Annotated in this window: 22 protein-coding genes; 1 reads left to right on the top strand and 21 read right to left on the bottom strand. The window is 60.4% G+C overall.

What is annotated here, in order from left to right; all coding sequences use genetic code 11:
* Positions 1-278: 278 nt before the first annotated feature.
* From ACOYNV_RS18090 to ACOYNV_RS18130, 9 genes are all read right to left on the bottom strand, one after another.
* Complete coding sequence (locus ACOYNV_RS18090) at positions 279-503, bottom strand: addiction module protein (protein ID WP_422901200.1); 225 nt, start codon at positions 501-503, stop codon at positions 279-281.
* A 141-nt stretch (positions 504-644) separates the two neighbouring features.
* Positions 645-869, bottom strand: coding sequence for a BrnA antitoxin family protein (locus ACOYNV_RS18095; protein ID WP_422901201.1), 225 nt, complete (start codon positions 867-869; stop codon positions 645-647).
* The gene (locus ACOYNV_RS18100; RefSeq protein WP_422901202.1) at positions 866-1,153 is read right to left on the bottom strand and encodes a BrnT family toxin; all 288 of its coding nucleotides are present in this window, start codon (positions 1,151-1,153) and stop codon (positions 866-868) included. Before ACOYNV_RS18100 ends, ACOYNV_RS18095 begins: the two co-directional genes overlap by 4 nt.
* 241 nt (positions 1,154-1,394) lie before the next feature.
* Positions 1,395-4,094: a cation-transporting P-type ATPase gene (locus ACOYNV_RS18105; RefSeq protein WP_422901203.1), complete on the bottom strand. Its 2,700-nt coding sequence runs from the start codon at positions 4,092-4,094 to the stop codon at positions 1,395-1,397.
* A gap of 15 nt (positions 4,095-4,109) precedes the next feature.
* Positions 4,110-5,378 (bottom strand): hypothetical protein, encoded by a 1,269-nt coding sequence (locus tag ACOYNV_RS18110; protein WP_422901204.1) that lies wholly within the window; start codon positions 5,376-5,378, stop codon positions 4,110-4,112.
* A 163-nt stretch (positions 5,379-5,541) separates the two neighbouring features.
* Positions 5,542-6,690 carry a YbdK family carboxylate-amine ligase gene (locus tag ACOYNV_RS18115; protein WP_422901205.1) on the bottom strand — a complete coding sequence of 383 codons (1,149 nt, stop codon included), beginning with the start codon at positions 6,688-6,690 and terminating at the stop codon, positions 5,542-5,544.
* Positions 6,687-7,961, bottom strand: a complete 1,275-nt coding sequence (locus ACOYNV_RS18120; RefSeq protein ID WP_422901206.1) for a cation:proton antiporter — start codon at positions 7,959-7,961, stop codon at positions 6,687-6,689. Before ACOYNV_RS18120 ends, ACOYNV_RS18115 begins: the two co-directional genes overlap by 4 nt.
* A 19-nt stretch (positions 7,962-7,980) precedes the next feature.
* Entirely contained in the window at positions 7,981-8,763 is a 783-nt protein-coding gene (locus ACOYNV_RS18125) for a gamma-glutamyl-gamma-aminobutyrate hydrolase family protein (protein WP_422901207.1), read from the bottom strand.
* A gap of 646 nt (positions 8,764-9,409) precedes the next feature.
* On the bottom strand, positions 9,410-9,565 hold the full coding sequence (locus ACOYNV_RS18130) for a helix-turn-helix transcriptional regulator (protein ID WP_422901208.1): 156 nt from the start codon (positions 9,563-9,565) through the stop codon (positions 9,410-9,412).
* A 143-nt stretch (positions 9,566-9,708) separates the two neighbouring features.
* Here ACOYNV_RS18130 and petA point away from each other — a divergent pair, with 143 nt between their 5' ends.
* A complete protein-coding gene (gene petA, locus ACOYNV_RS18135; RefSeq protein ID WP_422901209.1) occupies positions 9,709-10,254 on the top strand; it encodes a ubiquinol-cytochrome c reductase iron-sulfur subunit in 546 nt (181 codons plus the stop codon).
* A 16-nt stretch (positions 10,255-10,270) separates the two neighbouring features.
* Here petA and ACOYNV_RS18140 read toward each other — a convergent pair whose 3' ends face one another.
* From ACOYNV_RS18140 to ACOYNV_RS18195, 12 genes are all read right to left on the bottom strand, one after another.
* Positions 10,271-11,257 carry a nickel-dependent hydrogenase large subunit gene (locus ACOYNV_RS18140; protein ID WP_422901210.1) on the bottom strand — a complete coding sequence of 329 codons (987 nt, stop codon included), beginning with the start codon at positions 11,255-11,257 and terminating at the stop codon, positions 10,271-10,273.
* Positions 11,258-11,260: 3 nt separating this feature from the next.
* Complete coding sequence (locus ACOYNV_RS18145; protein ID WP_422901211.1) at positions 11,261-12,010, bottom strand: sensor histidine kinase; 750 nt, start codon at positions 12,008-12,010, stop codon at positions 11,261-11,263.
* Complete coding sequence (locus ACOYNV_RS18150) at positions 11,970-12,647, bottom strand: PAS domain-containing protein (RefSeq protein ID WP_422901212.1); 678 nt, start codon at positions 12,645-12,647, stop codon at positions 11,970-11,972. The genes ACOYNV_RS18145 and ACOYNV_RS18150 overlap by 41 nt, the downstream gene beginning before the upstream one ends.
* A gap of 24 nt (positions 12,648-12,671) precedes the next feature.
* Positions 12,672-14,117: a nickel-dependent hydrogenase large subunit gene (locus tag ACOYNV_RS18155; protein WP_422901213.1), complete on the bottom strand. Its 1,446-nt coding sequence runs from the start codon at positions 14,115-14,117 to the stop codon at positions 12,672-12,674.
* Positions 14,114-15,106: a HupU protein gene (locus tag ACOYNV_RS18160; protein WP_422901214.1), complete on the bottom strand. Its 993-nt coding sequence runs from the start codon at positions 15,104-15,106 to the stop codon at positions 14,114-14,116. The genes ACOYNV_RS18155 and ACOYNV_RS18160 overlap by 4 nt, the downstream gene beginning before the upstream one ends.
* Positions 15,103-15,276, bottom strand: a complete 174-nt coding sequence (locus tag ACOYNV_RS18165) for a hypothetical protein (RefSeq protein ID WP_422901215.1) — start codon at positions 15,274-15,276, stop codon at positions 15,103-15,105. Before ACOYNV_RS18165 ends, ACOYNV_RS18160 begins: the two co-directional genes overlap by 4 nt.
* Entirely contained in the window at positions 15,273-16,763 is a 1,491-nt protein-coding gene (locus ACOYNV_RS18170) for a sigma-54-dependent transcriptional regulator (protein WP_422901216.1), read from the bottom strand. Before ACOYNV_RS18170 ends, ACOYNV_RS18165 begins: the two co-directional genes overlap by 4 nt.
* A 48-nt stretch (positions 16,764-16,811) precedes the next feature.
* On the bottom strand, positions 16,812-17,876 hold the full coding sequence (gene hypE, locus ACOYNV_RS18175; RefSeq protein WP_422901217.1) for a hydrogenase expression/formation protein HypE: 1,065 nt from the start codon (positions 17,874-17,876) through the stop codon (positions 16,812-16,814).
* A complete protein-coding gene (gene hypD, locus ACOYNV_RS18180) occupies positions 17,876-19,015 on the bottom strand; it encodes a hydrogenase formation protein HypD (protein ID WP_422901218.1) in 1,140 nt (379 codons plus the stop codon). The genes hypE and hypD overlap by 1 nt, the downstream gene beginning before the upstream one ends.
* Entirely contained in the window at positions 19,012-19,245 is a 234-nt protein-coding gene (locus tag ACOYNV_RS18185; RefSeq protein WP_422901219.1) for a HypC/HybG/HupF family hydrogenase formation chaperone, read from the bottom strand. Before ACOYNV_RS18185 ends, hypD begins: the two co-directional genes overlap by 4 nt.
* Before the next feature lie 267 nt (positions 19,246-19,512).
* Positions 19,513-19,908, bottom strand: coding sequence for a bacteriohemerythrin (locus ACOYNV_RS18190; protein ID WP_422901220.1), 396 nt, complete (start codon positions 19,906-19,908; stop codon positions 19,513-19,515).
* Between the two features lie 328 nt (positions 19,909-20,236).
* Positions 20,237-21,616: sodium:solute symporter family transporter (locus ACOYNV_RS18195; protein WP_422901221.1), on the bottom strand; the 1,380-nt coding region annotated here is incomplete at its 5' end.

A 21,616-nucleotide genomic window follows, 5' to 3' on the forward strand; every position in this document is an offset into this window, starting at 1 on the left:
ACTGGCACTTTCAAGTTGCCGAATTCATGGTAGTTTCACGGCGCCGCGCACAAATCGCCCTGTACATCGTAGTAGATCGCAAACGGAAAACGCTTGGCCAGCGAGCGATGCAAGCGGCCATCGGGCTTGGGATGGATGCCGCCGAACAAAATTAGCGAATCAATATCTGCGTAAAGGCTGTCGAGAAAATACTCACCGATCCCAGTCTGTTGGTTCTCATAGAAGGCAAACCCCCTGCAACAGATCGTCTTCGGCTACATGGGTAATCCCGACCCGCATCAGCTTGACTTGACCTGATTTCGGATACGCTCCTTGGCTTCGCTCCAGGACGATACTCGCTCATTCCCGGCATCAAGCCGACGCATACGCTCGGTAAGCACCTCCGCATGCCAAGCGGGCGAATGGATATCGTTTACGGGTGCCATGCAGAGGGAATCCCACAGCGATTCCATTAGCTTGAGTTTTTCTGCTGTTGGCAATTCAACTATATCAATAGTGGGCAATTGATTCTCCCTTGGTGCGGTGAAAAGGAGAGTGGTTTTGAGAAGCTAAATTTGCAAGGAAAACCAATGGACTCTGACCCCGTTGATTTGAAAAGGATCATTCGATTCTGACCCTATCGATATGCTATCGATTTGCCAGGGTCAGGACTTGGCTGGCCAGGCAATCTGTACCTGCCGATGCTGCGTAACGCAGTCGCGAAGGTATAGATTGATAAGGCTCTGGTAGGGAACCCCGGCATTCGCCGCCATGTCCTTGAAATAGACAACAACGTCTTCGGAGAGACGCATCGTCACAGGCTTCTTGAGCTTCGATGCGTAAGGATTCCTGCGTGACTTCATATTGGAAAGGTCGTACTCGGCTTTCATGGCATTTCACTTCCGTAAAAAGTACTTTCACGCTTGGTGGCCTGGCGGGCGGAAATGATGCGGATGGTGTTACCTGCATCTCGTTCGCAGTGACAGACCAGAAGCAGTCTTGCCCCCGTGCTCATGCCCAGCAACAATAAACGCTCCTCCTCACCCGAGTGTTCTTCATCGAAGAACTGAATGGCAAACTCATCATAGAAAACGGACTGCGCTTCCTCGAAAGAAACACCGTGCTTTCTAGAGCTGCCCGTGGCCTTGGCTGAATCACACTCGAACTTAATCATACGTACAGTGTATTGAAAGAATGACGTATGTCAAGGCCACACCTACGTGCAGAAATAATAGGGGATAGACCACGGTTTTCTGATATGCCGGCGCTTTGCCATTCCCCCCGGGGTCGTCCATGCCACGCCGCGCCGGTCTCACCGTCCCCCGACGTGACGATGCTTATCATCCAGAACAAGCGGAAACCGTGGTCTTTCCCCTATTGTCATGATCATTCCTGAAGCACCTGCGTCACAGCGTTTACGCCTCTGTTTTTGATGTTTTTTTACCCCGATTCAGCCAGCGTTTTTCCACACCCACCACCAGCCACGAAACCAGCCCTACCGCAAAAATCTCCAGCCACTCCTGCCAACCGATCGGCGCGGTGGCAAATAGCCGGTTCATCAACGGCAAATAGGTCAGCGCCAACTGCAGGACGGCCATCGTCGCCACGCCATACCAGATCGCCGGATTGGAGAACATTCCGACACGCAGCGCCGAGCGCTCAAGCGAGCGGCAGTTGAACAGGTAAAAAGCCTCGACCATCACGAAGACATTAACCGCCACCGTGCGCGCCTCGGCCAGCGTGTGCCCGCGCGCCTGTTCCAGCAGAAAGAGGCCGAAGGAGCCGGCCAGCAACAGCACGCTGACCAGCACGATGCGCCCGATCAGCGCGTGGCTGAGAATCGCCGTCCCCGGCGGACGCGGGGCGCGGCGCATGATGCCCGGCTCGATTGGCTCGAAGGCCAGCATCAGGCCGAGAAAGACCGCCGTCGTCATGTTGATCCACAGGATCTGCAACGCGGTGATCGGCAGCGTGGCGCCGGCGACGATGGCCGCCACGATGACCAGACCTTCGCCGAAATTGGTCGGCAGCGTCCACGTGATGAACTTCACCAGATTGTCGTAAACGCCTCGCCCTTCCTCGACGGCTGCTTCGATGGCGGCGAAATCGTCATCGGTGAGCACCATGTCGGCCGCTTCCTTGGCCACCTCGGTGCCGGCCAGCCCCATGGCAATGCCAATGTCGGCCTGCTTCAGCGCCGGCGCATCATTGACCCCGTCGCCGGTCATCGCCACCACCTCGCCAGCGGCCTGCAGGGCACGCACCAGGCGCAGCTTCTGCTCGGGTTCGACACGGGCAAAGACATTTACGGCGTGCGCCACGGCGAGTAACTTCTCATCGTCGAGCGCGGCCAGATCGCGCCCGGTGAACACTTTGTCGCCAGCCTTGGCGAAGCCGATCTGGCAAGCGATCGACAGGGCCGTGACGGCGTGATCGCCGGTGATCATCTTGACCACGATGCCGGCCGTGTGACAGGTTTTTACCGCCGCGATGGCCTTGGGCCGTGGCGGATCAATCATTCCGACGAGGCCGATGAACTGCAGTCCGGCGTTGTTTTCGACCTGCTGGTGATCAAACTCGTCGCCAGAAACACCCATCAGGCGCGCCACGGCGAGCACACGCAAACCCTTGGTTGCCATTTCGCCAGCTACCTTCTCGATCTGCCCGCGATCAATCGGCTGTGCTTCGCCCGCCGCATCGAGCATGCTCGTCGAACGCGGCAAGAGCTGCTCGATGGCACCCTTGAAATAAGCGATGCGGACGCCCTCCATTTCGTGCAGCGTGGCCATGTACTGGCGCGCCGAATCGAAGGGAATTTCGTCGCGTCGCGGAAACAGCTTGAGCAGCGTAGTTTCGTCGAGCCCGCCCTTGCGGGCGACCACCAGCAACGCACCCTCGGTCGGGTCGCCGGCAATCTCCCACTGGCGCTCCACCTTGCGCAGTCCGGCGTCGTTGCACAGCGCCCCGGCCAGCAGGCATTCGCGCAACGCCCCGGCGACTGTCACGTTTTCGCCAATTTTCCCCTTCGGCGCATAGCCGCTGCCGCTTACCGGGTAGCGCACGCCCCCGGCATACAACTCGCGCACCGTCATCTGGTTCTCGGTCAGCGTGCCGGTCTTGTCGGAACAGATCACCGTCGTACTGCCCAGGGTCTCGACGGCAGGCAGTTTGCGGATGATGGCGCGGCGTCTGGCCATGCGCGAAACGCCGATGGCCAGCGTGATCGTCATCGCCGCCGGCAAACCCTCGGGAATCGCTCCCACCGCCAGCGCCACCGCCGCCATGAACATATCGAAAGCCGATTCGCCACGCCACAGACCAATAGCGAAGGTAAACAGCGCGAGCAGCCCAATGACGATCAGCAACCAGTTGCTGAACACCGCCATCTTGACCGTCAGTGGCGTGCTGAGATCGGGCGCTTCGGCAATCAGACGCGAAATATGGCCGGTCTGGGTGGCATCACCGGTGGCGATCACCACGCCGGCGCCCTGCCCGCTGATCATCACGGTCCCGGCGTAAGCCATGTTGCCGCGCTCGGCAAGCAGCGTGTCTTTCGGCAATACATCGCCATGCTTGCTCACCGCCGTAGATTCGCCGGTAAGCGCCGACTCGATGGCCTGCAGTTCCTTGGCGTGAAACAGGCGCATGTCAGCCGGCACCTTGTCGCCCGCCGCCAGCAGCACCACGTCGCCGGGCACCAGCGCCGTCGATGGCAAGCGCTGCTTCATTCCATTGCGCAACAAAGTCGCCTCGCTGGTGACGGAACGCGCCAGCGCCGCCAGCGCACTTTCGGCACGACCTTCCTGAATGAAGCCGATCAGCGCATTGATCAGCGTAACGCCAAAAATCACCCCGGAATCGACCCACTCGCCGAGGAAAGCCGTTACCGCGCCGGCGATCACCAGCACCACCACCAGCGGCTGGCTGAACTGCAGGATAAAGCGCAGTAGCGGCCCCTTCCCCGGCTTCGGCGTGATGCGATTCTCGCCGTGCTGAGCGCGTCGCGTCGCCGCCTCCTCTTCCGTCAGGCCGTCGTCGAGCACCGTCGTCAGAAGTGCTGCCACCTCATCGACCGGCCGGTGATGCCAGTCATTAGCTCGCTGTGTCGGGTCCATTGGTAACCTGGTTAATCAACGTTTCCCGGCCGGCTGTGTCGCCGAAGCCAGCTTTTCCCATACCTGCTCAAGGGTAGCCAGCATAGCCGCGCTACGATTCCTGGGGTAAGACGCAAAAAGTGCGATCACCAGGCGGCGATCGAAGTCGACATAGAGGCTGTTGCCATACGGCCCGAGAATGGCGATACGGTTAGGCGCTCCGCCAAGATGCACAAAGCCGTAGCGGTATTCGCTGCCCTTTTTCAGCCCGGCCAACTCAGGGCTGCCGGTTTTTCGTAGGCCACCCGAAGCATTCAGGGTTTCGATGAACCAGTTCGGAATCTTGCTGCGGCTACCGCTGTTCCGGGCCTCGATCAACATTTGTCCGACGCGGGCAAAGTCGCGCAACGAGAGCGCCAGTCCGCCGGCCAGTTCCGTTCCCTGCTGGTCGGTCATCCATAACACGGGGTTTTCCGGGCGCAGTTTGCCGAGTACGTTATCGCAAAAAACCTGCGCCAGAGGTAGCCGATAACTCTCGGCCAGCGCCCACGTCAGCAAATCGGCATCCGGTTCGAGATCCACCGAATTCTGCGTTTCGTCGGCAAAATCCCGTTCCCAGCGTTCCGGCTGGTTCAGCCAGGAGCGAACGCCCCCGGCAGTCTTTCCCGACCGCCACCCGCTCGTGGTTTGCCAATCGTCAATCTCCTGCGCGGACCAATTGAAGCGGCTATTGGCTTCGAGCAGACGCTGAAGCGAAAGTTTGCGCAAACCGGTCTGCGTATTCAGGGCGGCAACGTGACGGATGATCGACCTGTCCGGCCAGAGCTTGCCCTGGGCCACGGCCAGCACCCCCATCAGCGAGAGCAGCGGCCGGCTTCCGCCGAGCAGCAGGCGCGGCTGCTGCGCTGAAAGCCCGTGCCAATACTGCTCGCTCCATACCTTGCCATTACGCAGCACCAGGAAACCATCGGCATACAAGCGCGTGTCGAGCAGGAAACCGATATCCCGCGGTTGCTGATCAAGCGGGTCGCTGGCCTTGATTTTGTCGAGTTGAAGTTGGCGCGGCGCAGGCCGAAGAAGCTCTGCAGCAACCGGCCCCTTCATTTTCAGCAGCGGCATGAAGGTGCCCGCCGACTGCAAACCGATGCGCAGGTTTTCCGGTGCCAGCCAGTTTTCCTGATCAATCCAGGGACTGGTGCCTTGTGCATTACTTGTTACCCGCTCGATGGCACATTGCCCTGCCGCCTGCACGGGCGAAGCCAGGGATAACAGCAGTAATGGCAGTAGCGTCAGCCAGAATTTCATCACTTATCTCCCTTGGGAGCCTGTGAAAATATTTAAAATCCACCGCAAAGGCGCAATGGGGCAAAGAAAACGCAGAGGAACCCCATTGTTTGTAAAGGTTTTCTTTGCGAAAACTTTGCTACTTTGCGTCTTTGCGGTGGGGGCTAGGTATTTTTTCACAGCCTCAGAGTTCGATGACTGTTTCGTTGTACAGGCGCAGGGAAGCATCTCGCACCACATCGTTCAGATTCTGGTGCATGGTTTGCCGTCCTCTCAGCCAGTTGGCGTCGGTATTCCCGGATTCCAGCACCGCCCTGAGCCGTTCCAGCCAGACGGAACAACCGAGCGCCCGAGCATCCTCGGCCAGCATTTCAAGCAGTTCGCGCAGGGATTCCTTGAGCACTTTCTGTTGCTGCCTGACCGGATCGGAAAGCAGCGCAGCGAAACCATAGCGGCAGGCCTGGAACTTGTTGTAACGGGCGACGTGCAAATGGAGCCGGGTATCGAACGCCGGCCGCGTGCGCAACAGATAACGCGCCAGGCATTGCGCCAGCGCGGCCAGTGCCGTGGCCCGCTCGACAGTCAACGGCGTATCGCAGACGCGAATTTCCACGGTGCCGAATTCCGGCTTGGGGCGAATGTCCCAATACAGATCCTTGATGCTGTGCACGATGCCGCAGGCCTGAAGGAAGGAAAAATGCTCGACGAACCCGGCCCAGTCAGGCAATTCCGGGCATTGCCCGCTCAAGGGGAAAGCCGAGACAGCATTCAGCCGGGCCGACTGGAACAAGGTATCGACGCCATCGACAAACGGCGAAGAAGCAGAAAGCGCGATGAAAAATGGCACGTAGGCGCCGAGGGCTTGTGTCAGCCAGATCGCCTCGTCCGCCGAACTGCAGCCGACATGAATGTGCTGGCCAAATACGGTGAACTGTTTGGCCAGATAGCCATAGTGGCTGTATAGCTCATCAAAGCGTTCTCCCGGGCAAATCCGGCGTTCCGGCCAGCGGTGGAAGGGATGCGTACCACCGCCAGAGACGACGATATTGTTTTGACCGCACTGGCTGATCAGCGTTTTACGCAAACCATCCAGATCGGCAGCAATGCCATCGACAGTGGCACACGGCAAGGTGGCGACCTCAATCATGCTTTCGGTAATTTCCAGCTTGATTTCACCGAAGCGGCCATCGTAATCCATGCTGCCCAGCAGGTCCGTGGCCCCGCGCGTCAGGTTGTAATCGCGCGGAGAAACCAGTTGCAACTCCAACTCCACGCCAAGGGTCAACGGCTGGCTTTCTTTGAACCCGGCAATGGCTGCGACTTTATGACTCATGCGATACCTCCCCTGGTTTTGTCATCCTCGACCGTCTCTCCAGAGCGTACAAGGGCGAAACGGCACAGTGCCGGGCCGGCAATTTCCATGATGGCCGCCGCAAACAGCGGGAGAGCCAGGGCCGACTGGCCGATTTCCGGATAAAGTCCGGCCAGTTCGTAAGCCATGAATACCGCCGTCGCCGACAAGGGCTGAATCCCGACACCGACCAATACTCGCTTGGTCAAGGGCAATCCGCCGCCAGCCCAGGCCAGGGCAGCCACCTTGGCCAGTGCCCGAACGAGCAGCAGGCCAAGGGCCTCGATGCCGGTCAACCAGGTAAAGTCCTGCCAGGGAAGTGATGCGCCGACTACGACAAACAGGATGATGGCCAGCAACCAGTGCCCCTGCGGCAGGCTGGTATAGCTCAGCACTCTTTTTTCATCGCGGAAGGCGAGCATCGCTCCCATCACGAACAGCGTGAGGAAAACCGGAACCGCCAGCATGCGGGCGATGCCTACTGCCAGCAAGGCCGTCGCCACCAGTGTAAAAACCTGCGCCAGCGAACGTTTCGGCAATACAACGGCAACCAGCAAAGCGAGACGCGAAACCACCCAGGCGATGAGCAGAGAACCAAACCCCACCCACAGCGGATGAAAGGCCGCATTGAGCCAGTTGTCGCTGAATTCGGCGTGCACAACCCCGAGGACGATGACGAAAACGACCAGCGCCGCGGCCGAACCGAGCGCCGTGTGCATGATGATGCGTTCGGTGACCTGGCCCTGCGCATTTGACTCTTCGACGGTCAGCAAGACCACGGCCGGCGCCGAGGCCATGGTCACTGCCGCCGCCGCAGCCGCCCAGGCCGGGATCAGCCCGACGACGGCATAGGCAAAGAAGAAGATGGAGACAAAGGAGAGCGTGATTTCGCCAAGCGTCCCTCTCAATAAATCCCGATTGTTGATCAGCCAATGCAAATCAAGACGCCGCCCGATCTCCAGCATCAGCAAGCCCAGCGCGGCATCGGCGACGGGGCGGATCTGGGCCAGGGTTTCGATGCTGATCCAGCCCAGGAGGGCGGGTCCGAACAGCGTTCCCGCGAGAACGTAGCCGATGACTTTTGGCACACCCAGATGAGCGCGCAGCCACTCGCCGACCAGCAAGCCGACGACCAGCAGCAGACTGAACAAGGCCAGTGAATCGAGTTGATCGGGGAATGGCGGCAGGAAAAACAGGCGCTCCTGCAAATCCTCCCACAGCGATCGTGACAGCGACAGAAGGTCAGTCATCATCGCTGTTCGTTCCGCTTATTTACCATCGCCGACCGCGAGCGGCATTGAGAAACTCGTCGAGAATCGGCGTGCAGTCGAGCAACTCCTTGCTGCCGGGTGGATGGAACTCGGGGTGCCACTGCACGCCAAGCACGTACGGTTTTCCCTCCAGGCGTACGGCTTCGATCACCTCATCTTCAACGCTGCGCGCTTCAACCTTCAAACCTCGCCCGAGGGCCTTGATCGACTGATGGTGAATCGAGACCACGGCGCCGCCCTGGGTACCGGGAAACAGCCGGGCAAGGCCCGAGTCGCTGGCCCATTCCACGGCATGACTGTGCTGATCGTAATCGGGATGAACGTGCGTCCCCGCCGTTTCTATCTGCGTCGCGATGTCCTGGAACAGCGTTCCGCCAAAGGCGACGTTGATCAGTTGGGCGCCACGACAGATACCCAGCACCGGCTTTCCGGCCTCCATGAATTCGTGCAGCAATTCCATCTCGTAGGCATCGCGCACCCGGTCACCGGCCCAATCCGGATGCAGCGGCTCCTCGCCGTAACTCTGCGGATTGATATCGGCTCCGCCTTGCAGAATCAGGCCATCCAGATATTGCGGGTAGTCCGAAAGCCGGATGCTGCTGCGATGAACCATGGCATCGCCACTGACCGCCGGAATCATGAAAACCATCACCTCGCGCGACATGACCCAGTGCGCAACGGATTGTTCGAGATATTGCAGCGACTTTGACTGCAATCCGGTTGAACCGGCTTGAGGATGGTAGATGCGCGCCGAGAGGCCAATGCGTAATGGGCGCTTGCTCATGGTGTTTTCTCCTCTTCGAGTAATAATCAATATCGGGCATCAAGTGCTTGCTTGCCACTGACCGGCCTGCTGAAGCGTAAACACTGCATCGCTGAAAGCCGCGCCAATAGGCGATTTACAATGAGTCGTTGATGAGAGCCAACAAATACGCCATCCTTCAGCCTCATTGCCTGTAGATCGCCTATCGATGCGGGCTGCAGCCATGGCAACAAAGATTATTTGGCTGCTTCCCTGTCGATCAGCAAGGATATCAGTTCTGCGCCATGCAACTCCCCGAAGCCCTTGATTGCTGTTTGAGTAGCCAGGGGGCCAAATAATTGCATCAGAAGAATGGTCGCCAGCAAGATACCTGTAAGTTCTGAGATGATCCGATCCCGCCCGAATGTGGTGTTCGAAAAAATAGGGCACATCCGAAACCAGTATGACCTGCTTTCGTTCACTCACGAACAGGCCTGACCGATACTGCTCCATTTCGTACTGCTGGTGTGGTGCATTGCCCGCGGTAGCGCAAGCGCTGCCTTTCTAAAGAAGACTGAGTTCTTTTAAACGAATCAGGCGACCGTGCGATGAAAAACGCGAATTTGAAGAGTGATCTTTTCTTGAAGGGCAAGAGCAGTAACCCGCATGACGTACTCCGTTTGCGGGTTCAGCCAGAAGCGGGGTTCCATGCCAAAAACAGACCCGGGCGCAGCGCCGTGTCCGCTGTAATCGGACGCGAACCGTGCACGAGTTCGCTGATGCGACTAGGCGATACGTCGATATCTGCCGCAAGCTGACGGGCCGCGATTCCCATCGGCTTCATAAACTCCTCCAGCAAAATTTCGCCGGGGTGGATTTCGTCAAGTAATTCAGCCCTATCCAGATCCTGGCGGAGCGTTCCCTGCTGGATGAACTTTCGGCAAATCCATATGCCTATTCAGACAACATGTCTGCGAGCCGGGCCCTATGAGCACATATCTTTTCGGCAATCCCGAGCGTCGGCGCCTGCACTTGGTGGCTGCGCTGTGCGTGCTCGGGACGGGCCTCGGTGCAGTCAGCTATCTGGCCGGGCGATCGCAAGCTCCGGCCGGTAATCCGACGCCGGTCGATTTCGCTGATCTGCCGCCCGGCAAACTGCGCACGGTGGACTGGATGGGCCGCACAGTATGGGTTCTTCGCCGAAGTGCCGATGAAGTTGCGGCACTGGCCGACCGCGAAAGCGAATTGATCGACCCCCATTCCCGACAATCCTTACAGCCGGAAGGTTGCCACAACCGGCATCGTTCGCTGCGTCCGGATATATTTGTCGCCATCGGGCAATGCACGCACCAAGGCTGCCAGCCTCAGTTGCGAGCGGGCCTTGGTGTTCACGGCGAGTTTCTCTGCCCTTGCCATACTTCGAAGTTCGATCTTGCCGGGCGGGTTTTCAGCAAGGGGCCCGCGCCCAGCAACCTGGTCATTCCGGAATATCGACTGGAAAGCGATACCCGCCTGGTGATCGGCGAGGTGTAAACAACATCATCCACCTTCAGGACGGCGGCTGCACCGGCTCCAGCGCCAGTTCCCAGCTTACACAGGGATCAAGTGCCGCCACGGCGTGCGCTACAAAACCGCGCAATGTGGCCTCATCGGCACAGGGCTTGCCGATCAGCCAGCCGGAAAGCGGCCCCAGGGGGTGAAAGTTCCATTCGGTGGGGGCCACGATGCTGTATTCCGCAACCCGATCATCCTCCAGAACGACCTCGTGCATCAGCAATCCACGGGCTGTTTCGACCAGAGCCCGGCCGATTCCGGGCGCCACCGGCACCGCGCTCGCCGTGCCGGCAGCACCTGGCTGTTGCGCGCTGAGAGCCCAGGTCTCAAGCTCGGCCAAGCGCGCCAGCCAGCGTGAGGCGAAGGCGCCACAAATCGGTGCCGTATCGCCCGTGCGCCGAGCATAGGCACCCGTTTCGGCGGCTTGCCCACGCCAAGTCGGGGTGCGGCAAAGCGCTTCGCCGAGTTGCGGCCATTCCTCCAGCGAGGCTTGTGCCGAGTTCATTTGAAGCAGGACTGACGCTTGCAGCACAGGCTGATCCAGCGCCCTGATCGACTCGATCAGCCGGATGATCTCTGGTGCCGCAAGCAACTTCTGCAACGCCTCGCCGTGGCCGGCTTCCAGCGCGCGCACGGCCATCAGGAACTGATCGCGCAGCGCAGCCATGCCGAACAGGGCAGGTAGATCCAGTAACCAGCGCCAGAGGTGTTCGCGCATGACCTCGCGCACGATATCCGGGTCGAGTCGTGGCGCAGATTCCTCGCCGCGAGCTGCTGCCACGGCCAGTCGGGCGGCCGCTCCTTGCGCGCGAGCGCACAGCGAAAACAGCAGAGGCAGCAGCGTTGCAGCGGCGTCGGCCTGCCGCCCCTTGAGAACTCTGGCCACTTGCGGCCGCTGGCTGACGAACTGTGCGTCAATTACCTTGACGCCGTCACCCTGAACCCGGATTTGCACGCTCCCGGCATCGATTCCGGTGCTCATCGGTCAACCGCTCGCCAAGGGCAGGCGCAGACAGAACAATCCTCCCCCTTTGGCATGATTCTCCGCCGTCAGTGTGCCGCCGTGGCGCTCGACGATGCCATAGCTGATGGCCAGACCGAGGCCGGTCCCGCGGCCGACCGCCTTGGTGGTGAAGAAAGGTTCGAACAGCTTGCCCAGATTGCTCGCCGGAATGCCCGGGCCGTTATCGTGGAACTCGATCACCGCTTCCTGCCCCTCGGTTCGTCCGGAAATCTCCAGGCTCCGCTCCGGAACGCCCTCGGTCGCATCGGCTGCGTTCTGAACCAGATTCATCACGACCTGCAGCAACTGCCCGGGCGATCCGGTCGTGTACAAACCTTCATCGAACAGCATGCGCACCGAGAATTGATCGGCGATCCCTTTTTGTATCCAGTTCACGGCGCGCTCGATGATCTCGCGCAGATCGCATTCCTGCCGTTCGTCGCGATCCTTCACCGAAAAGCGCTTGAGGGCGTCGACGATGTCGCGCGTACGCTCCGCGCCTTCGACCGTACCGTCGATCAGCGAAGGCAGATCGCTCAGCATCCGGTCGATGCGCAGTTCATCGCGCAAAGCCGCGCATTTTTCGGGTGGGGCGCCGCCATGGATCGCCGCCAGGTAACGCCCGAAACGCTCCGAATATCGCTTGAGGGCGATGGCGTTGCCATACACGAAGCTGATCGGGTTGTTCAGTTCATGCGCCACCCCCGCCACCAGACGCCCGAGCGAGGCCATTTTTTTCGGAGTGGATCAACTGGTGCTGGGACGTTTTGAGATCCTCGTGGGCCTGGCGTAGCGCCTGATAGGCCCGCCTCAACTCACCGAGCGGACGCCCGGTAATGACCACGCCCATCAACTTTCCGACGCCGCTGTAACGCGGTGTGCAGTTGAGCGAAACCGGAATGGCGCTGCCGTTGGCGGCCTGTAACTGGAACTCGCCATCGGCAACCGTCTGACCCATCTGCTCGACCAGCAGCCGCCCGGCGTTTTCGCGCGACTCGGCGTCGGCAAACAGGTCGAATATCGGTCGGCCATGCAGCGATTTCTCATCGACACCCAGCAAATTGATCAGCGCCTGATTCACGCTTTCGATAAAACCCGAGCGGCTGCAGACAATCAGCAGATCCGACATCGACGTCAGCACCGAAGAAATGAACTGCTGCGAATCCTCCAGCGCGGCATTCTTTTCCTCAAGACTGACTTCGTACTGCAGGAGGTCGTTATAGACCTCGTCCATCTTGCGAATCACGTCCAGCCAGATGCCATCCTCGGCCGCTGCGGCAGTCGCGGCGGCCAGCAGTTCGACGGTTTGCTGGGAAGCGTCGCGCTTGGTGGACGTGTCATCTGCCGGGTCGGTTGGTCTGCTTTTCATGGTTCGTAACCTTGACTAAATATCTCAATGCACCGTACACACCATACACGGATCAAAACTGCGTACGACATGATGAATCGCGGCCGGGATCGATTCGTCGGCGGTAGCGGGCAAACCGGCGAGTGCTTGCTCCAGTGCGCCCGGTTGGCCCTGAGCGTCGCGCGGCGAGAAATTCCAGGTCGTAGGGGCGATGATCTGATAGCCGTGAATGCGGCCGCGCTTCACGCTCAGCCAGTGGCCGAGCGATCCGCGGGCGGCTTCGATGAGGCCGGCGCCGGAGCATTCATCGGCCACAGGGCCGACAATGCACCAGGGTTCGCCGGGCCTTATTTCGCCCAGCCAACGTTCCATCACCGGGATCACCAGCGCCAGTTCCAACAAGCGCGCCACCACCCGGGCAGCCACGCTACCGCCGGCGACGTGCACCATGTCGCTAGCAAGCGGGTGCGCGGCGACCATTTGTCGCGCCAGGGCACCGGTTTCAACGACCCTCCCCGCCAGACGCGGCGCCTTGCACCATGAATAGGCCCCCGGTTTCTCGGCCATCGGCAGGGTGCCGCCATTGGCCGGATGTTGTGGCAAGGCGGCGGCAACGTACCACGCATGCGAGATGTCTTCGCTGATCGCGCCGGTGTCGAGCGGCAGGTAATTTCCATCCCACAGCCCGGCGGAAAACAGTTTTCCCGCCGTCTCCGGGTAACAGCCATAGCTCATGTAACGTTCCGGGCCGCGCCCCAGACGCCACAAGTCGAGATCGTCGGCGATGTGCAGGAAATGGCGCAAATCGCCGCCGCTGGCATCCTGCTGCCAGGCACTCAACTCGTTCCGGCTGGACAAACCGGCAACCTCTTCCAGCGTGCTGCCAAAGGTTGTAATTTCGAGAAAACTGCGAAAGTCGCGCAGGATGCGGTGCAGCCGGAAAATTTCCGTGCTCTGCAACGGGCGCGTCGAACCGCCGGGTTGCACGGCCAGGGTATGCGGCCATTTGCCGGCGAGCAGGCCCATCATCTGCATGAAACGCGCGCGCGCCGGCAGCATTTCGTTCGGCGCGCTGCCAACGCCGGCGCGAAAGCGCTCGACGGTCGCTGCGTGCCACGACTTGCCGGCATAGTCAGCCCGCGCAAAATCCGGCATGAAGAACAGATAGAAGTGCGTCAGATGGTCGGCCAGGTTTTCGGTGGCCAGGGTCAGATTGGCCGCCAGTCGACCGTTCGGCGGCGCGACGACTCCTGCCGAATCGGCCAGGGCCAGCGCTGAGGCGGCTGACTGGGCTACCGAGCAAATACCGCAAATGCGCGGCACCAGCGTCAGGGCATCGGCCGGCATTTTGCCCTGCAAAATCTGTTCGAAGCCTCGGTAGAGCGGGGAGTTTACATAGGCGGCGGCAATCCGGCCGGCTTCGATATCGAGGCTGATTTCAAGATCGCCCTCGACCCGGTTGAAGGGGCCCACCACGCGTCGCGTCGTCATTTGCGGCCACGCTTGACGGTGGGCGTACGCTTCAGATGGTCGGCCCTGGCGTTCTCGCGCACGCGCGCCGGCGTCGCCGATTTCGAGAGGGCGGCAAGTGCCACGAACCAGGCCTTCGGCATGTCGGAGGGCAGGCCGATGGGAATGCCGGCAATCTTCGGCGTACTTTCAAAGGGATGGCCGGGTTCCTCGAAACCCGGATCGGTGCAGCAGATGCAGGCAAAACCGCCGCGCAGGCAGGAGCCTTCGCCATTCCACAAGCGCTGGTTGCAATCGGCATGGGCTTGCGTTCCCTTGCACCCCAACTGCTCCATCAGGCAGCCCTGGTCGGAGGGCTTGGCGGCGCTCGCCTTGTATTCGTAATACTCGTTGCGCGGGCAGCCGTGATGCACCAGTTGGTCGGCGTAAAAACGCGGACGGCCGTAGTCGTCCAGATCATTCGCAGCAAGCTGGCCGTGCGCCAGCATGGTGAGGGTTTCGGTGATCCAGTCCGGATGCGGCGGGCAACCGGCAATGTTGATCACCGGCAGCCCGGAAGAATCACGAAAGTGGGAACCAAGCAGGCCCCCATCGAGTTCGCCATCGTATTGCAGCCCGCAGGCATCGGTCGGATTGACGCCGGCCGCCGTTACTCCGCCAAAGGCCGAGCAACTGCCCACGGCGACCACATGCCGTGCCCGCCCGGCGATTTGCCTGACCCACTCGACCATCGGCTGGCTGCCACCGCCAAAGCGATGGTATGCACCGCTGCCCTGCGGCCCGCGCAGCAGCGATCCTTCGATGCACAGAATATCTACCGCGTTGCGGCCATCCGCGCATCGGGCAATCAATTCGCGCGCCTCATCAACACCGGCTTCGGAAAGGCTGGGATGCCAGAGTATTTCTACGCCCTCGTCGGCCAGCACCCGGAACAGGGAACCGTGCTCGTAACCGAGCCAGGACAGGGTGCAACCGCCACAGCCGCCCGACTGCAGCCAGAGTAGATTCATGCTAAAAACCGCAGTTCAAACCACGGCGACACGGCGGGCACTGCGATAAGCCTAAGTTTTTCAGGAATTAATGGCTCACCCAAAGGGTGAATCATGAAAACATTGCAAGCCATTGTTTTTCCGTTGTGTTCGCCGTGTTCGCTGTGGTCAACTGCCTTTTCTAGGTTCATGCTTCCTCCAGTCCGAGGCGCGTCAGCTTCATGCGCAAGCCGAGGCGAGTCAGTCCCAGTTCGTCGGCGACGCGCGTCTTGTTGCCTTTGTGGCGGGCCATCGATGTCCGGATGATCTGTTCCTCAAGGCGTTCGAGGCGATGCTTGAGCAAGCCGGATTCTCTTTCAGCTTCACTTTGGCCTTCGCCGTCAGCGCTATCACTCGGCAATGCGCGAGATTTCATTGGCTGACTAACCCGCTGCGAAAGCAACTCGGCGCCGAGGACCGTTCCTTCACCGAGGGCCAGGGCCCGGCGTATTTCATTTTGCAGTTCGCGCACATTCCCCGGCCAGGAATAACGGACCAGCGAGTTCATCGCCGCGTCCGACAATCGCCGCTCTGTCACTGACGATCGTTTGAGCAGTTCGTTGGCAATCAGCGGAATATCCTGTGGCCGTTCGCGCAAAGCCGGAAGGTAGAGCGTCATGCCGGCGATGCGGTAGTAAAGATCCTCGCGGAAGCGGCCACTGGCGACATCGGCATCCAGGTCACGATTGGTGGCGGCGATGATGCGTACGTCCACCGCCACCGGACGCGGGCTGCCGACCGGGCGCACTTCGCCCTCCTGCAAGGCGCGCAGCAGCTTGACCTGAAACGCCGGCGAGGTTTCGCCGATTTCATCGAGGAACAGCGTTCCGCCGTCGGCTTGCTGGAACAGCCCGATGCGATCTTCGGTGGCCCCGGTGAAAGCACCGCGTTTGTGGCCGAAGAGTTCGCCTTCGAGCAGCGTATCGGGCAGCGCGCTGCAGTTTTCGACGACAAAAGAAGCTTCCGCGCGCGGACTGGCATAGTGGATGGCGCGCGCCAGCAGTTCCTTGCCGGTGCCCGAATCGCCGGTAATCAGCACCGACAGGTCATGTCCGGCAATCTTGGTGGCCAGAGCGCAAACCTCGTTCAACGGGCTATCGGCGGCGCGCGTCAGGCGATCGAAACCGGCCTGTGCCTTGGCCTTGACGCGCCGGCTGGTCACCTGGCGCGCCAGATACTCGGGGCTGTCGCGCAGTTCGAGCGAAAGGCGCTGATTTTCCTGCTGCAAGCGCCACAGATCGGCCGCGCTTTGCAGGGTCAGCAGCAACTGGTCGGCGTGCCAGGGCTTCATCAGGTATTGCCAGATACCGGCTTCGTTGATGCCGGCGATGATTTCCTCGACATCGGTATAGCCTGAAAGAATCAGGCGCACCGTGTCCGGCCACTGGGCGCGCACCCCGCGCAGGAACTCCACCCCGGAGGTGCCGGGCATGCGCTGATCGGAAACCACGATGTGCACGAACTCGCGCCCCATCACCACATTGCCCTCCTCGGCGGAGGCCGCAGTGAAAACGGTGAAGTGTTCTTCCAGCGTGCGCCGCAGTGTTTCCAGCGAGCGCTGTTCGTCGTCGACTACCAGGACAGTCAACGGGCCGCGCGTCATCATCGGATGGACCAGCCCGGATCGCGTGCTTTCCATGAAGCTGGGGGCTTGCGCAGGAGAATGAGAATGCGCATCACACGGCCATCAGCAGATGCGCGGCAACTGGTCGCCGACCAGCCAGTCGACAATGCGCCGGCCACCAAAGGCGGTGGTCAGTTGCACGAAATGATGGTCGTCGGCTATCACCTCGCCGATCAGCGCCGCCTCGCGCCCCAGCGGATGCGTACGCATCGCGGCCAGCAGACGTTCGCCATCGACTGCAGCACAGATCGCAATCAGCTTGCCCTCGTTGGCCACGCAGAGCGGGTCGAGGCCGAGGAATTCGCAGGCGGCGGCGACTACCGGCTTCACCGGAATCGCCTTCTCGTGCAGCATCATGCCGACGCCCGACTGCCCGGCGATTTCATTCAGCGTTGCCGCCAGGCCGCCGCGCGTCGGGTCGCGCAAGCAGCGTATGTCGGCCTTGGTGGCCAGCATGGCGGCGATCAGGCCATGCAGCGCGGCGCTGTCTGATTCAATCTCGGCGTCGAAAGACAGGTTTTCGCGCTTGCTCATGATCGCCACGCCGTGATCGCCCATCGACCCGGAAACCAGCACCACGTCGCCGGGCCGTGCCCGGCTGCCGCCCAGTTGAAGGCCTTCCGGCAGGACGCCGACGCCGGTGGTGGTGATGAAAACGCCATCGCCCTTGCCGCGCTCGACCACTTTGGTATCGCCGGTCACGACCGGCACGCCGGCCTCGCGCGCCGCTTTGGCCATCGCTTCGACGATGCGCGCCAGATCGCCCAGCGCGAAACCTTCTTCCAGGATGAAGCCCGCCGCCAGATAGAGCGGGGTGGCGCCCATTACCGCCACATCGTTGATCGTGCCATGCACCGACAGGCTGCCAATGTCACCGCCCGGAAAGAACAGCGGCGAGACCACGTGGCAATCGGTGGACATCACCAGCCGGCCAGGCTGGCCATCAATCGTCGGTGCCGGCAGGACGGCGCCATCATTACCCTGGCCGAGGTACTCGTTGCCCAGGTGCCTGGCAAACAGTTCGGCGATAAGTTGCTGCATGGCTCGCCCGCCCGAACCATGCGTCAGATCAACGCGGCCGTGCTTCAGGTCGAGCGGGCGAACATATACTTTCCTGGTTTCGCTCATCAGTTCATCTCCTGGTAGCGCCCGTAGCTGTAATGCGCCGCACAGGCGCCCTCGCTGCTGACCATACAGGAGCCGATCGGGTTTTCGGGCGTGCACACCGTGCCGAAAATAGCGCACTCTTGCGGGCGCTTCACCCCGCGCAGAATCGCCCCGCATTCGCAGGCCTTGTTGTCGGGCACCGAGTGGTAGTCGAGCTTGAAACGCCGCTCGGCATCGAAGGTTGCATACTTTTCGCGAATCTTCAGTGCCGAACAGGGCAGCACCCCGAGTCCGCGCCACTCGAATTCGCTGCGCATTTCGAAGACCTCGGCGACACGATCCTGCGCCTTGCGATTGCCTTCGCGGCTGACCGCCCGCGAGAACTCGTTTTCGACCTCGGCGCGCCCTTCATTGACCTGGCGGACCAACATCAGGATCGCCTGCATTACGTCGAGCGGCTCGAAACCGGCGATCACCACCGGCTTGCGATATTCCCCGGCAAAGCACTCGTAGGGCCGGCTGCCGATCACCGTCGACACATGCGCCGGACCGATAAAGCCATCGATCAGCACGGTGCCCAACTGCTGCACCTCGGGCGAGTCAAGAATGGCACTGATCGCCGGAGGGGTCAGCACATGGCAGCAAAGTACGCTGAAGTTGCTCAGTTGTTCCTGCTGCGCCTGCAGGATTGCCAGCGCGGTCGGCGGCGTGGTGGTTTCGAAGCCGATGGCGAAAAAAACCACTTCACGCTGCGGATTGTCACGCGCGACCTGCAAGGCATCGCGTGTCGAGTACACCATGCGGATATCGCCGCTGAGCTGGCCCACACCGGCCTTGGCCTTCATCAGCGACATTCCGTCGGAAGCCGGCACGCGCAGGGTGTCGCCATAGGTGCATAGAATCACCTGTTGCTGCAGCGCCAGATCGATCGCCATGTTCACGCGCCCGATCGGCAAGACGCAAACCGGGCAGCCGGGTCCATGCACCATGCGCACGTTGTCCGGCAGCAGATCGCTCAGGCCATAGCGCGAGATGGCATGGGTATGGCCGCCGCAAAACTCCATGAAGCTGTAACGGCGAGCGGGTTCAACGAGCGCCGCAATTTTCGCCGCCAGCGTCCGGGCAAGCTCGCCATCGCGGAATTCGTCGATGTATTTCACGTCGCTGCAAGCTCGGTTGCATCGATCTCGGCAAATAGCGCCAGCGTCTTCTCGGCCTCCTCGGGGTCGAGCTTCGACAGCGCATAACCGACATGCAGAATCACATAGTCGCCGACCTGCACGTCATCGAGCAGGGCCAGCGATATTTCCTTGCGGACACCGCCGAGATCGACGATGGCTGTTTCATACGGACCGAGTTCCATTACTTTGACGGGGAGTGCAAGGCACATTTCACGACTCCAAAGATTCAATCGCGACCCAGGCCTGCCCGAGGGCAATGCCGGCGTCGCCAGGCGATAAGCTTAGTGTGGCAAGAACGGGCGCAAGGACGATCATACCGCGTTGTTCAAGGCTTTGCCGCAGGCGGATGGACAACAGGGCGTTGTGAAATCCTGCTGGCGCGCCGCATCCTGAATCAATTTCCGCACGCCTTCATCCAGCGACATTTCATGCATGGTAAATGAGTTTAGCACTGTTAAAGAGAAGCGCTCCCATCACTATTCCTCAGCGAGCATGAAGTCGGCAAAGCGCTGATCACGGGTGGCGATGTGCTGTTTGATGAATTCAAGGACCGATTCTGCCTGGCCGGAAACGAGTGCGGACTTTCCCGAGGCGTGAGCCGATTCAATCTCGGCAAGCACCTCCATCATGTGAATGTGGTCACTGACATGGTCTTCATAGTCGTCGTAACTCTTCAGGCGCATGAGCAATTCTTCCGACATGAAATGCGCCTCGCTATAGGAAACAAGCTGCTGGAGAATTTCGCCAGCCGATGCCGGCGAGCAATTTTCCTGCGTCGCAGCACACAATGCCTGCAACAACTCAAGTTGAATCCGATGCTCTCCATCCGTCACTGCGCAGGATTTTTGATTGAAATCCGAGATTGTCGACATCGATTAGCCTCTCTGCAGGTAAGTTATTGACCGTGTCCAATAGTTGCTGGCTGTTAAGATATTAGAGGTTTTGAGGTTGATCCGGCCAGCATTGGCTGGAATGTTCAGCAGCCAGATTTCCTGTACGCTGCCTCGAAACGCCCATCAATAGGCGATCTTCAGGCATTGCTCCTGGCCAGCCGGATGGCTATTGGCTGATGGTGCTGGCGAGCCAAGTCGCCAGCACCCAGGGGCACGCTTCAATCACGCCACAAATACCCTGGGCGAAATACCACCTGCACTGATCTACCGACTGACAAGCGATTCCAGCCAGCCAGGCCAACGGCCTCTATCTTCTGTAATCGTCTGCTCCCGATGCCCCGTAACCCGTCTGGGCCCGCATGTACTGGTCGCCGAAGGCTTCAATTTCCGATAGTGCCCTGGCGCTGGTATCGGATTTCGAGAAAACGTAGGCCAGCAGAAAAGCCAGCGGCATGGCGAACAGGGCCGGCTGCGAATAAGGAAAAATTGCCGTGGCATTGCCCAGCACGTCGACCCACACCGACTTCGAAAGCACAACAAAGGCGACAGAGGAGAAGAGGCCGCCATAACCAGCGAACAGCGCCCCGCGGGTGGTCAAGCCCTTCCAGTACATGGAGAGGATGAGTACCGGGAAGTTGGCCGCCGACGCTATGCCGAAGGCCAGGCCGACCATGAAGGCGACGTTCTGCTTCTCGAACAGGATGCCGAGAAAGATGGCGACAAAGCCGAGACTGATGGTGGCGATCTTTGAAACACGGATCTCGGAAGCCTCGGTAGCCTGACCTTTCTTGATGACGCGGGCGTAGAGGTCATGCGAGATGGCCGAAGCGCCAGCCAGCGCCAGGCCGGAGACCACGGCCAGGATGGTGGCGAAGGCGACGGCGGCCATGAAGCCGAGCAGCATGTCGCCACCAACCGCCTTGGCCAGGTGCATGGCGACCATGTTGCCGCCACCGATCATCCTGCCGCCGACATCGCCACCTTCGAAGAAATCAGGATTCTGACCGACGATGAGGATGGCGCAGAGGCCCATGATGAAGATCACGTTGAAAAAGTAGGCGACGATGCCGGAAGCGTAAAGCACCGATTTGCGTGCTTCCTTGGCATTGGCTACGGTAAAGAAGCGCATCAGGATATGCGGCAGGCCAGCCGTACCGAACATCAGGCCGAGCCCCAGGGAAATGGCATTCACCGGATCGGCCAGCAGACTGCCCGGGGTCATCAGCTTTATTCCGAGTCTATGTACGGTCGTCGCCTTTTCCATAAGGGTCTGATAGGAAAAGCCGAACTGGCTGTAGGCCAGCAACATGCACAGGGTACCGCCGACCAGCAGCATGCCGGCCTTGATGATCTGCACCCAGGTGGTGGCGACCATGCCGCCGAAGGCGACATAGACCATCATCAGGAGTCCTACCCCGAAAACGGCAATGCTGTAATCCAGGCCAAAGAGCAGCTTGATCAATTGACCGGCACCAACCATCTGGGCGACCAGATAGAAGCTGACCACGGTCAGCGAGGAGAGCGCCGCCATGGTGCGCACCTTGCCCTGATCGAGCCGGAAGGAGGTGATGTCGGAGAGGGTATAGCGTCCGAGGTTGCGCAGGCGTTCGGCCATCAGGAACAGGATGATCGGCCAGCCGGCAAAGAAGGCCAGCATGTAGAGGTAGCCGTCAAAGCCGCTGCCATA

It is taken from the genome of Propionivibrio sp. (assembly GCF_049316945.1).
In the GTDB taxonomy this organism is placed as follows: domain Bacteria; phylum Pseudomonadota; class Gammaproteobacteria; order Burkholderiales; family Rhodocyclaceae; genus Propionivibrio.